This window comes from Acidithrix ferrooxidans (assembly GCF_000949295.1).
Lineage (GTDB): Bacteria > Actinomycetota > Acidimicrobiia > Acidimicrobiales > Acidimicrobiaceae > Acidithrix > Acidithrix ferrooxidans.
The window spans coordinates 1-11,921 of the sequence record NZ_JXYS01000046.1 but is presented as its reverse complement, the minus strand read 5'-3'; the positions used below and the strand labels follow the sequence as shown (position 1 = coordinate 11,921).

The window sequence follows — 11,921 nt, the reverse complement described above, 5'->3', positions numbered from 1 at the left end:
GGTGAAACCGAACGATCACATAAAGCTTAAGATACCGATCGGTTGCATGCTATACTTGAAACTGATCGGTGTCAAAAGGGATATTTATGCGAGTTCGATCTATCCGCGACGTTGCAGCGGAGTGCGTGGTCGTCGAAAGATCTTGGTCTTAGTCAGGCTGAACTTGCCGAGATGGTCGGTGTTTCCCGTAAGTGGATCTACGAGTTCGAGGGAGGCAAACCAAGAGCAGAGTTTGCACTCGTCTTAGGAGTCTTGGAATACCTCGGCTTGACAATAATGATAAGTCAGGACATTGAAGAGACGTTCACACCAACTGTTAGTCTTGACTCACTTCTCGAAGAGCATCGCTACCATGAGTGATGCTCTCTGCGTAGTTTACGACAATGAAGTCGCTGGTCTAGTCACTCGTCTGAATAACGGGCGACTCCGCTTTGACTACGATGATGAATACCGCCGAAAGAAAAATTCTACTCCTTTGTCGGCATCTATGCCCTTACAAGTACAGTCGCATCCTGATAGCGTGATATCTCCTTGGTTAAGTGGACTTCTACCCGATAATGAAGCTGTTATTGCACGATGGGCTCGATACTATCAAGTAGGTGCCTCGTCGGCCTTTTCGCTGCTCTCAACGCCAATCGGCCATGACGTGGCTGGAGCATTTCGCTTCGCTACTCCCGAGGCTCTTGATGAAGTTCGAGAACGTAACGGACACGTGACCTGGTTGAATGAGGACGAATTAGCAAGGCAACTTTCAGAGTTGAAGGCGGATACTACCTCATGGCTGGGTCGATATTTCCAAGGTCACTTCAGTCTGGCTGGCGCACAAGCCAAGACAGCCCTCCTCTTCGCGAATGGTAAGTGGGGTGTTCCAACAGGGTCGATTCCTACGACTCACATCCTCAAACCCGCGGTTAGCGGTTTCGATGGCCACGATATAAATGAGCACCTCTGCCTCGATGCAGCGCGACGCGCAGGACTGGTTGTTTCTCGGTCGCAAATTATGAGCTTTGGAGATGAGCCAGTGCTTGTTATAGAACGCTATGATCGGCGAGTTGTCAATGGTGAAATCGTGCGAATCCATCAAGAAGATCTCTGTCAAGCATTATCGGTATGGCCATCGTATAAGTATCAAAGTGATGGTGGCCCAGGTCCGAAAGAGATCGTCCATCTCTTTCGGCAAGTGATGTCCACTAGGAGCAAGGAAGACGCAATTGAACGTTTTGTGGGCGCCCTAGCGTGGAATTGGATTATCGGTGGAACTGATGGCCATGCGAAGAATTATTCTCTAGTACTTTCACAAGGGGATATTAGGTTGGCTCCCCTGTACGATATCGCGTCAGCTTTACCATATGGAACCCATGAGCGGAAGTTGCGATTGGCTATGAAGGTCGGTGGCGAATACCTCGTCGCACTCATGAGGAACCTCTGGCCAAAAGTAGCAGATGATCTCGACTTAGATCCAGATATGGTAGTCGAATGGGTAGCGGAATTGGTTCGACGGGCACCGGACGCCATGGCGGATGCCGCTAGAGCAGTAGATGATTTGAGCTTGAATCATGCACTTACGCCACACCTCGTTGACCTTGTTAGTGAAAGAGCTCGCCGCTGCTTAAGAATTCTCGGAAATTAAGAACGAAGCCGCCAATTAGCAATGGTGTTTTTTCGCCTAACCGATAGGTTTGCACTTGATTTGATCGAAACCTAACTGGAACGGGCAACCGTGTATAAAAAAGGTGCCTAAGGACAGATACCAGAGATAGGGGAGCGGGAACCTAATCTCTAGGTGTGCTTGTGGATTTTTTGGTAGAGCAATAAGTCTTTTCGCAAAGATAAGCGTTACTAAGTAGGAGATACTCGTAAGGTCTTATGAGGCAGGCCGTGATTTTCCTCTTATTGATTGGCGTAGTGACGCCTGATATTGGCCATTGTATGAGCGCTTTCTGGGCGCCTAAAAAGGTTTGGGGAGCGTCGTTTGTTGATAGAGGTTGGTTCTTTCTTGCCGCTTCGACACGAGGCCCCGAGCGTGAATATACGCAATTTTTCGCACTATTTTAGGCAGCTAAAATCCATTAGCGCAATAATTGTAAGTTTGTCAACAGTCCCACTAGCTGATGCTCGCGCACAATTGTCGAAAATGATTGAAGAGGTAAGTTCGACGCACGGGCGATTTGAAATTACCAGGAACGGATATCGTGCCGCGGTTCTTTTTGGCGCTGATGACTATGACGCAATTTTTGAAACAATTGCGGTTCTGTCAGACACTTTGCTTCTTGAAGCCCACAAGAGGGGATTGGAAGGTCATCAAGAAGGTGATACATTGGGCGCCGAAGAGCTCAGACAAGCGATGATTAAGTCAGGGCGACGTGTCGTCGCGAGATGATCGTTACAGTTTGCAGATTGCACGTTCCGCGTCAGTCGCATTAGCTGAAACGCTTCCGGAAAAGGTGGCTCTAGCTGCATGCGAATTCATTACTGGAGCCTTACTAGATAATCCGTACCGAGTTGGCAAGCCTTTGAAGGAGCCCCTTTTGCATATTTTTACGGCTCGTCGCAGTTCCTATCGGATACCTTACCTAATTGATGAAGAGTCGCGCAATGTAACGGTAACGGCCGTAGTGCACGAGTGCGACGCATACAGGACGAGACGCTAACCGTTCGGGCGTCGGTAGAACATCGTCTTTGTTTGTTCCGTGGATGGATTATCCTGGGTTCACCCCGATAGTTTACAAAAAACACGACGTTGTTTTAAAATGTAAACTATGCATGGTGAAATGAGTTCAATAGGCGATCGCATCAAACGCGCTCGGAAAGCCTCTGGTCTATCCCTACGGGAACTGGGAGAGCAAATCGGAATTTCGCATACAGCTGTGAGCAAATATGAAAACGGTTTAATAACGGCCTCATCAACCATGCTTATAAAACTCGCGCGTGCTTTGGGAGTTCGCGTCGAGTACTTTCTACGCCCTGCAGCTTATGAACTGTCGAATATTGAGTACCGCAAGATGCAGGGCTTTTCTAAATCAGAGCTTGGCGCGATTGAATTTGACGTTATGGAGCAAATAGAACGGTTATTTGAACTTGAGTCGCTCCTACCATCGCTTCAAAGCAAATTTCAAAAAATGCAATTCAATTGGTCCGTGAATGCCACGAGTTATGACGATATCGAAACGATCGCTGACGAGGTTCGTAGTGATTGGGGGCTAGGTTTAGGTTCGATTTCAAACTTGGTTGAGGTCATAATCGAACAGGGGATCCGAGTGATCTTCACGACTGTCCCTATTCCTGCAAGGTTCGATGGCTTATCAGCGATGGTTGGTGAGACACACCTAATAGTCGTCTCTAAAAACATTACTGGGGATAGGCATCGGTTCACAATAGCCCATGAGTTCGGCCATATAGTACTTGCTGGTCAGAGTATATCGCCAGATTTGGATATGGAACGGGCTTGCAATCGCTTTGCCGGGGCTTTGCTTTTGCCTAAAGCGACTGTAGTTGAACGTCTTGGAGCGAGTCGCAGGAGTATAGATGTCAAGGAATTGTCTTTACTAAAGGCTGAATTTGGATTGAGTATGGCAGGCATTCTTTATCGAGCCCTTGATCTTGGAATATTAGGTCGAGACCGTTGCAAGGCGATGATGATAATGTTTCGGAAAAATGGTTGGAGTAAAGTTGAACCAGGAGAACAGTATCCGCCGGAAATCGATTACTCATTTCAACAGCTCATCTTTCGTGCATTGAGTGAAGAATACATTGGGTCGAGTAAGGCTGCCGAGCTCTTAGGTATCTCAATCGATGAATTCAACAAGATACACGACTTTGCCTCGACATGCGACTAATAGTCTCGGACGCAAACGTGCTCATAGATCTGGTGGATGGTGGCATTGCTCCGGCTATTGAAAGGCTTCCCTAAAAGGTACTCGTACCAGAGATCCTCTTTGACCCTAGGTGTCAGGATGGTTGGCATCTCTTCAAATACAGTTTGGATGAACTGATAGTGCTAGAACGTCAACCTACGAAGAACCCAACATTGGGATGGTGATACGAATACCGAATCGGTTTCGCTAAGCGTGTTAGCAAGACAAAGCGAGGACAAAGGAGTTCCGAAGCGCTTGCTTTGGAATTAATGATATCCATCACTTGTGGTGTGGGATCAGAATTGGCTAGGCGAAAAGCTCATCCTTAGCGATTGAGGTACCCAATTCACATTCACCTGAATTTTCGACAATCTTTGGACCAGCCCGCCGAAATTTCTGGATCACCTAGAAATCGATCTGATTAATGTCTCTTGACGTTTGAATTGAATCGCAAAGATTGGAGATGAAGTCTTAGATGAGTTCAAAGAAATGGAAGGTGGATACCAAATAACGGCATCTCGCCAAATTGGAAGGTGGCGGGGTGTGATTCTCCAAGCACACAAACCTGACGATGAGCGGATAGGAGCTATCTGCTATCCAACAAGTCCAGATCCAAGGTCAAATGAAGAGGTGGTCCCCGATGGAGACGCAATTATCGCCGAACTGTCGAAATCCAATCTGTCAACGCAAAAGCTTCTATTCGATGAGTATTGCGAAAAATACTAGAAACGCCCATCTGGGTACCGACAGTTCTGTGAGTTCATTCCTCAAGTTCTCGCCCTATGGGGTTATACATACTTTACTTGAGCATAAGCCAACCATCCTTACAACTAGGGCTAAGTCACAACTCGAAGGCGGTTTATCAGAAATATTTAGGATTTTTTGATGGCAATCCCACCAATCTCAATCCTCTTCCGCCAAGCGAGGCCGGTGAGGCCTATGTTGAATATATGGGTGGAGCTGCGGCACTACTAGAACGAGTACAGCGCGACTATGGCCTTGGAAAATATAGGAGGGTCAGCCAAGCCTTTACTCATTTGGTCTTTAGCGAACCAGAGAATATCGCTGCGCGTCAACTCCTTGCTTCGACATATGAGCAGCTTGCCTATCAGGCTGAATCTGGCCCCTGGCGTAACTTCTACCTTTGTGGAGCGCTAGAGCTTGGCTCGGAGGTCTCATTTGTTCTCACGGCCCGAATTGGGGCAAATTTTGAAGTTCTCTCTTCGATGTCTATCGATATGAGCTTTGATCTTTTTGGAGTCCGTCTCAATGGTCCAAATGCGCGGGGTGCAATATGGCTATAAATTGGGACTTTCCTGATACCGGCGAGAAGTGGGTCCTGTGGTTAGAAAATAGTGCGCTTAGTTACCTAGGCCGCCATGATCTCGAGGCTACAGCTACCATTCGATTAGATCGCCATGTGCTGGAGGATCTGGTCCTTAGCCAAAAGCTTGCCATGATCGATGCTATAGGTTCAAAGCAGGTAACTATAGATGGCGATGTTGGCGCATTGATTGACTTTTTTAGCCTTTTGGACAACTTCGAAGTGGACTCTAATATCGCACTGTCTTAGTGGGGCTTGAGAGAGTCTCTTCGTGCCACTAGGGGCTGCCCATGTGCATGAACATCCTTTTGTTCATAGGCAGCACTTCCCAGATTTGTTAGGTTTATCAAGGATTTAGTCAGAAGAGAGCTCTTTGGCGCAGTCGCCACTTTTGACGAGCAGTTTATTGTCGCAGGTTTTTGTAAATTGAAAGTTGACGGGCTCTCCTGACCTTCATGTGGATCAACTCGCCCTCTCGAACGGAAGTCTGAGATCGATTGGTCCACAAGATAGCATCACCAACGATTGAGTTCCCTCAGCAGAATGAAGTCCGTAGCATCTGGCCATGATCGAGCAGAACTTGGTGTTCAAGCCTTCAACTCGACCATTTGATACGCCGAGCTAAGCGGCATCCCGTTGCAATAAAGGTAGCTGACTGAGTAGCGTTGGCAAATCTGACCTTACTGTCTCCCAGACTACTTCTAGGTTTAGGGCAAAATAGCCGTGAGCAATTTGGTTTCTCATACCCCGCATGTTTCGCCATGGTACTTCCGCATGATCCAGCGCAAATTTCGAGTAATGTCCCATGATAAGGGTTGCTGGTTCGCCAACTATAACGAGACTCATGATGACGGCCTGTTGTGTACGTTTGTCACCAAAAAAGTCTGCCTTGTCTAACCCCTCGACGAAGGCGCATGCGTCCGCCGCGGCTTGCTTCATGTGCTCAAGGTAATCCGGAAGGCGATTTTCGTTCATACAGCCTTGGCCTCTTCGAGTACCTTCGCTCGAATTTTTGAAGGCAAATCTCTTGGTGTCACAAGATCTACATGGATTCCAAGCAGCGATTCGAGATCATCGAGCAGGCCACCCAAATCCAGTAACGTCGCACCCGGTAAAACGTCGACCAGTATATCAAGATCGCTGCCCTCTTTATCGGTGCCATGCAGCACTGATCCGAAGACACGAGGATTCGAAGTGCGATAGCTGCTAACTAAGTCGCGCACTTGTCTTCGATTCATTTCGAGCACTTCAGACGGCCGCATCAAAAAACCACCTAGTAGAAGCAACCTGTTTAAAAGTTCTGCGGGGTTCAACTCTTCGAGTACTATCTTAGAATTGAATCGCCCCGATTGCGCTCGATGAGGCGCCATGCGGTAGCGCCGTATAGTTATTGACCGAATCTAATGTTACGCATCAGAGATCGATTGCAGCGGAAAGGCAAGGTTAAGTTGAAATGTGACCAGCGGCCTTGGCCGGCTCCGATTAGTGGGTCTTCGGATTTAAGGGTGGAAAGTAAGCATCTAAATCAGATAAAGCCTCTTGAAAGGCTCCCAATTTATCAATCCACCACTAATGTGAGTTTTGTATCCATTATGTAAAGTGTGGAAAACGCTACGCGTTTACACCAACCGTTTGACCTTCGCCCACAGGCTCAACAACCAGCTGCTATTAATTAATCAAAAAAGCTCTATGGATTTGCCTTAAAGTCACTAATGTGTAAAAACAACCCGATCCAAAGATCACATTCATTTTGGACCATTAAATGGGAACCCGCCACAGTCGCCAATATAGTCATGAACTGGGCTTTCATGGGGTGGTGCCCGAAAGTAGAGTTAACATGGTATCCATGACTTACTGCTCCACGTCTTCGCCACAGGCGACTTACCCTCTTGAGTACCCCCGGGTGAAAATTATGCTTCTGGATCTAATTCATTAGCGCTCAGCACGAAATCTACCAATTTGCCCTGGTAATACACCAGCGGTGTATTACAATGTAATTCAGTAGAGGAGGCCATTATGCCTGCAAATGCGCTGGTTCAGGCTCGTATTGATAGTGCCATAAAGGAAGAAGCCGCTCTTGTCTTAAAAGCAATGGGGCTAACCGTATCTGACGCAGTGCGTCTACTCCTGACTAGAGTCGCTACTGAGCACGCTCTACCTTTTGATCCACTGCTTCCCAATGAAGAAACTATCGAGGCAATGAAAGAAGCACGACGGGGTAATCTGCCCTCCTTTGCAACGGTTGAGGAACTGATGGCAGATTTGAATGCGCCTGATTGAGACTACCAATGCTTTCAAACGCGATTACAAGCGAGAAGCAAAGGGGAAACATAGGCTCACCCTAGAAAGAGACTTTCACAGTATCGTGCAATCCTTAGCTAATGACGAGCCTTTGGAACAACGATATCAAGACCATCCGCTTGCGGGAGAATGGAGTGATCATCGCGACTGCCATATTAGACCCGATTTAGTGCTCATATACAGAAAATCAAATCCGGATCGCGTGCAACTAGTGAGGCTTGGTTCGCATTCCGAACTCGGACTGTAGGGTTCAGCTCAAGATCTCAAAGTGGTTGATTAGATTACAGATCCAACAATGGTGGAAACGCCACACCATTGTTAACCCGACCATAACGATCCGTTTTTACCAGTACATTTATGGCTTGGTACTACCTCAAATACGATGACATGTCAGATTTTCGGCTTCATGCAAAATCAGTTCAAAGATGCAGTTGGCCTTTACGAGAAAACAGTTTGGCTCCATCTCATGTATTGGCCTTAAAGGTACTCACCAGTGGGTTGTTGTAGGTGATGGAATACAAACTAACTCGCCGACAACTCCCGGCGCGCGGCAGCGGTGATAAGCCCGAGCCAATACGACGAAATGGTCGAGGCGCTCGAAGAGTCACGTGATGTAACCGCGTTTGATATCGCCCGTGACGAACCGAATATTAACATTCCCTGGGATCAAGTAAAGAGAGATCTCAGCTGGTCATGAGGCGGTATCAAATCGAACTTAGGCCTTGCGCAGTTCGTGAACTTCGAAAGATTGATCGTTCAATTCAACCCCGGATTCAGGGAGCGATTGAGCTTCTCGCTCGAGATTCACGTCCCCCTGCTTCTCGCCAGCTCAGGGGTCGCGATGGTTTTAGGCTAAAAAGTAGGTGACTACCGGATCATTTACACAATCGATAATAGAGTCCTGCTAATTGTCGTTACACCGTTGGCCACCGCCGAGAGGTTTATCAGTAATCGAACAAGCTGATTCGACGCCAAGAGGATTTTCGATCTGGTGTAGGTCATTACCCTTCACGACAAATCCTCCCAATTATATTTTTGACAGTATTCTTACATTTAGGGTAGGTCATCCAGGATCCACCGTGGCAGTTTGGCTTCCACAATTGCATCCAGCAGGTCTAACTGCACTTCAGTTGCAACATTAAGTACTGAGATAGGCTTACTTTTACCGGTTAAACTGAGCTAACAGTACTAGAGACCATGAGATCAACGTTTGCGAAAACCTTGGGTATAGTGTCACCTTTGAGTTTGTAACTCCAGAAGCCTCGACTACCCATAGAGTCCACCTTTCTCATTTTCTGGCACAGGCATTTCCGTTCTCGCTTTAGTAGTGGCTCATTTGAAGTTAGATCGCTGAGATTGTGTGGGCTGAAGCCGATGGCGTTCACCGCCTCGAGCATCAATGTATTTCGGCCAAATCTATCAATGTATTTCGGCCAAATCCATCAATGTGTCGCTTAAGCTCTATGTGTTACGTTTTATGGAAAGCTAAAAATGTTGTATAGGGACAGGATCGCCGATGTTGAACTGATTGAACGCTTGGCAGCGACCGGTGCGGTACTGATTGAGGGGCCCAAAGCGTGCGGGAAGACGGAAACTGCTCTTAGATTAGCCAAGAGTTCTGTGATGCTTGATGTTGATACTGAAGCAAAGCGGGCTCTTAGTGTTGATCCGTTGCTCGTGCTTGAAGGCGCTGTTCCGAGATTGATTGATGAGTGGCAGGAGTCGCCGAGTATCTGGAACGATGTGCGTAGGCTGGTTGACCAGCGCAGGACATTTGGTCAGTTCATACTTACTGGTTCGTCAGTTCCGAATGATGATACTAAGCGCCACAGTGGCGCAGGTCGATTTTCTATCTTGACTATGCGACCTATGACGTTGCTTGAGATGGGGTTTAGCACTGGTCAGGTTTCTCTTACGAACCTTATGGAAGGGGAGGCCCCGAAGTCGGGCGAAGTTGCGCTTTCGCTTCAGGACCTTACCGATCTGATAGTACGCGGTGGTTGGCCACGAAATCTTGAACTTTCTTCACGCGTCGCTGCTCGTTCGGTGCGTGATTATCTTGACAATATTTGTAATGTAGACGTTCAACGTTTGGCAGGGGCATATAGAGACCCACAACGACTTAAACGCTTCTTACGATCTTTTGCTCGCAATGTCGCTACCGAAGTGGCAATTGGAGTTTTGGGCTATGAGGCGGGAGGGGAGTCTGGACCATTGGCTCATAACACGGTCGTCTCTTACCTTGACGCTCTTGAACGCCTAATGGTGATAGAAAATCAGCCAGCATGGTCGCCACATCTTCGTTCGCGTACAATGCTTCGTAATTCGCCTAAGCGTCATTTCGTTGACCCATCGCTTGCGGTGGCTGCATTGGGAGCTACTTCCGAGAGATTAGTTCGGGATTTAGAGTTGCTCGAATTGTTGTTTGAGTCGCTAGTCGTCCGTGATTTGCGCGTGTTCTCGCAGCCCCTAGATGGTGAGGTTTTTCATTACCGGGACAAAGGGGGACAAGAAGTCGACGCAGTTGTGCAGTTGCGTGATGGGCGTTGGGCTGCATTCGAAGTAAAGCTTGGCGCTGGGCGCATCGATGAAGGTGCAGCTTCTCTATTGAGGTTTGTGGGAAAGATTGATAGAGATCAAACAGGTGAACCGAGCATGCTAGGCGTGATCACGCCCGGAGGCTACAGCTACATGAGGCCGGATGGGGTGGCAGTAATTGCTTTGGCTGCATTGGGCCCCTAGCTAGTCGTGCTATCGCAGTGGTCGCCGCAGGCAGTTTCGGAGTATTTGCAATTTAGATTGAAGCTTAATCACGATGTGCGGTACCCCTAGGTGTCAGGATGGTTGGCATCTGCTCAAGTAAAATATGTACAACCCCATAGGGCGAGAACTCGGATCGAATGATGATACTTTATCCAAAGGATCAAAAGGAAGCTGTTTTCAGAAAAATAAGGACGCTCCTTTCAGATCCAAATACACCAAGAGGTGCTTTTTCCCAACTTGCTAAAGAAAGCAAGATACCAAGTGCAACTATCTACCAATGGAAAAAAGAAGTAGAAGCTGATCTGATTAGCCAGGACCCAGTAAAGGGAACCCCGACACATACGTGGAGCTCAAAAGCTAAGTTCCAGGTGCGTACTTGCTACAGCAGCAATGAGTGAGTTGCAACTCGGGCAATATCTTCGAACCAATGGAATTTTGAAACAAGAGCTTGATAACTGGAGAATCACCTGTTCAAAGGCGAATGATAGAAGTGGTGAAACCACTTCTAAATACCGATCTGCGTTAATGGCCATTGAGAAGCTGCAAGTGAGAAGGCTAAGTCAAAGAAGCTTGAAGCTTAAATAATTGAAATAGAGCTAAATAGAAAAGAAAAGGCACAGCAAGAAACTTACACATTGCTGGTATAGCCAAGGAAAAGCCGAGGCTATTCTGGCGAGGGACAAAGGGGTTACAATGATCCCTCCCTCAGATCGCCTATTAGCAGTAGAACTTGTTGATGAAGCTCATAATGCTGGAGCTAGATTACGACTAGCGGTAAAGGAACTCGGTCTGTCACTACGCAGCTACCAGAGGTTCCAAGGCTGAAGGTGAGAATACCCATGACAAGCGTCCCTTTGTCATTAAGGCTAAACCAAGCTTTGCCCTTGATGAATCAGAACGTCAAGAGATCCTAGCCCTACTTTCGACGTGCGTCATGAATGAAAGAGGTTGTAAATCATGTAGAAGCTGATAACAATCACACTGCAATGCTACATAGATGATGGAGGTAGGCCCTCCGGGATCGCCTTTTGGGAGGAGATTCCAAACCACCGTACGGGGCATTAGCTAAAGACTGTTGTCCAAAGCGGTACGGAAAAGTTAGAGCAATGACTCTTTCAGGTATGAGTTAAGAAGACGAGTGAAAACAAACCACTGACGAAGCGTTCGAAATTGGTATGGATGATGTCGAAACCGAGGGACGTCGAACTTTCGGGACAACTTGGAGACTAACCCAATTAGTGCTCCTTGGGCATCCGGCGTGTAGGTGGCGTGAGCTTAACATCAGGCGTTTATGTGGAACATGAGAACCCAGTCCTAGACGTTCTTGGCTAAGCCCACATGGGCTAAGCCCAAAGATGAGGAAAAACCTACAAGTTGCAGATCAACAAGAGGGAAAGTACCAAATGCCTATGGATTGGGGGCGGACCATCCCGTAGTAGCTACGAAGTCCTTGTAATGAGGATGTAAGGCCAAAAGAGATGGAGTAAACAGCAGATCTAGTTGTAATTGGCAAATGAACAACTTCTCAAGGTAAAAAGTTGAGGGGGAGGGATCAAATGACAAGACCACGACAAGAAAAAGCTTTTGACAAAAGACAAGTACGTCGTACTTAAAGCATACAAAGAGGCAAAAGCCAATCGAGGAGCACCAGGGATTGATAAGCAGTCCATCTCAGTCTT

Annotated in this window: 15 protein-coding genes; 13 read left to right on the top strand and 2 right to left on the bottom strand. The window is 47.4% G+C overall.

Annotated elements, in window-relative coordinates:
* Positions 1–42 precede the first annotated feature (42 nt).
* The 8 genes from AXFE_RS20415 to AXFE_RS08495 all read left to right on the top strand — a co-directional run bounded on the left by AXFE_RS20415 (position 43) and on the right by AXFE_RS08495 (position 5,427).
* The gene (locus AXFE_RS20415; RefSeq protein ID WP_052605461.1) at positions 43–360 is read left to right on the top strand and encodes a helix-turn-helix domain-containing protein; all 318 of its coding nucleotides are present in this window, start codon (positions 43–45) and stop codon (positions 358–360) included.
* Positions 353–1,630 (top strand): type II toxin-antitoxin system HipA family toxin, encoded by a 1,278-nt coding sequence (locus tag AXFE_RS08520; protein ID WP_052605460.1) that lies wholly within the window; start codon positions 353–355, stop codon positions 1,628–1,630. The genes AXFE_RS20415 and AXFE_RS08520 overlap by 8 nt, the downstream gene beginning before the upstream one ends.
* A 393-nt stretch (positions 1,631–2,023) precedes the next feature.
* A complete protein-coding gene (locus AXFE_RS08515; RefSeq protein ID WP_200891234.1) occupies positions 2,024–2,380 on the top strand; it encodes a type II toxin-antitoxin system Phd/YefM family antitoxin in 357 nt (118 codons plus the stop codon).
* Positions 2,364–2,651 (top strand): type II toxin-antitoxin system RelE family toxin, encoded by a 288-nt coding sequence (locus AXFE_RS18445; RefSeq protein WP_082058597.1) that lies wholly within the window; start codon positions 2,364–2,366, stop codon positions 2,649–2,651. The genes AXFE_RS08515 and AXFE_RS18445 overlap by 17 nt, the downstream gene beginning before the upstream one ends.
* 120 nt (positions 2,652–2,771) lie before the next feature.
* Positions 2,772–3,836 (top strand): helix-turn-helix domain-containing protein, encoded by a 1,065-nt coding sequence (locus tag AXFE_RS08510; RefSeq protein WP_052605459.1) that lies wholly within the window; start codon positions 2,772–2,774, stop codon positions 3,834–3,836.
* A 507-nt stretch (positions 3,837–4,343) separates the two neighbouring features.
* Complete coding sequence (locus AXFE_RS08505) at positions 4,344–4,580, top strand: hypothetical protein (RefSeq protein ID WP_052605458.1); 237 nt, start codon at positions 4,344–4,346, stop codon at positions 4,578–4,580.
* A gap of 77 nt (positions 4,581–4,657) precedes the next feature.
* Positions 4,658–5,158 carry an alkyl sulfatase dimerization domain-containing protein gene (locus AXFE_RS08500; RefSeq protein WP_052605457.1) on the top strand — a complete coding sequence of 167 codons (501 nt, stop codon included), beginning with the start codon at positions 4,658–4,660 and terminating at the stop codon, positions 5,156–5,158.
* Complete coding sequence (locus AXFE_RS08495; protein ID WP_052605456.1) at positions 5,149–5,427, top strand: alkyl sulfatase C-terminal domain-containing protein; 279 nt, start codon at positions 5,149–5,151, stop codon at positions 5,425–5,427. The genes AXFE_RS08500 and AXFE_RS08495 overlap by 10 nt, the downstream gene beginning before the upstream one ends.
* Positions 5,428–5,799: 372 nt before the next feature.
* Here the strand turns inward: AXFE_RS08495 and AXFE_RS08485 are convergent, their stop codons facing one another.
* Together AXFE_RS08485 and AXFE_RS08480 are read right to left on the bottom strand one after the other, a co-directional pair.
* Complete coding sequence (locus tag AXFE_RS08485) at positions 5,800–6,153, bottom strand: HepT-like ribonuclease domain-containing protein (RefSeq protein WP_052605454.1); 354 nt, start codon at positions 6,151–6,153, stop codon at positions 5,800–5,802.
* Positions 6,150–6,440 (bottom strand): nucleotidyltransferase family protein, encoded by a 291-nt coding sequence (locus tag AXFE_RS08480; protein ID WP_052605462.1) that lies wholly within the window; start codon positions 6,438–6,440, stop codon positions 6,150–6,152. The genes AXFE_RS08485 and AXFE_RS08480 overlap by 4 nt, the downstream gene beginning before the upstream one ends.
* 754 nt (positions 6,441–7,194) lie before the next feature.
* On the opposite strand from AXFE_RS08480, the gene AXFE_RS08475 reads away from it, so the two are divergent.
* From AXFE_RS08475 to AXFE_RS21060, 5 genes are all read left to right on the top strand, one after another.
* Complete coding sequence (locus AXFE_RS08475; protein ID WP_052605453.1) at positions 7,195–7,458, top strand: type II toxin-antitoxin system RelB/DinJ family antitoxin; 264 nt, start codon at positions 7,195–7,197, stop codon at positions 7,456–7,458.
* Complete coding sequence (locus AXFE_RS08470) at positions 7,445–7,726, top strand: type II toxin-antitoxin system YafQ family toxin (RefSeq protein ID WP_052605452.1); 282 nt, start codon at positions 7,445–7,447, stop codon at positions 7,724–7,726. Before AXFE_RS08475 ends, AXFE_RS08470 begins: the two co-directional genes overlap by 14 nt.
* A 1,244-nt stretch (positions 7,727–8,970) precedes the next feature.
* A complete protein-coding gene (locus AXFE_RS08455; RefSeq protein WP_052605450.1) occupies positions 8,971–10,221 on the top strand; it encodes an ATP-binding protein in 1,251 nt (416 codons plus the stop codon).
* 158 nt (positions 10,222–10,379) lie between these two features.
* On the top strand, positions 10,380–10,640 hold the full coding sequence (locus AXFE_RS08450; RefSeq protein WP_052605449.1) for a hypothetical protein: 261 nt from the start codon (positions 10,380–10,382) through the stop codon (positions 10,638–10,640).
* A gap of 295 nt (positions 10,641–10,935) precedes the next feature.
* Entirely contained in the window at positions 10,936–11,067 is a 132-nt protein-coding gene (locus AXFE_RS21060) for a hypothetical protein (protein WP_268749151.1), read from the top strand.
* Positions 11,068–11,921: the final 854 nt, after the last annotated feature.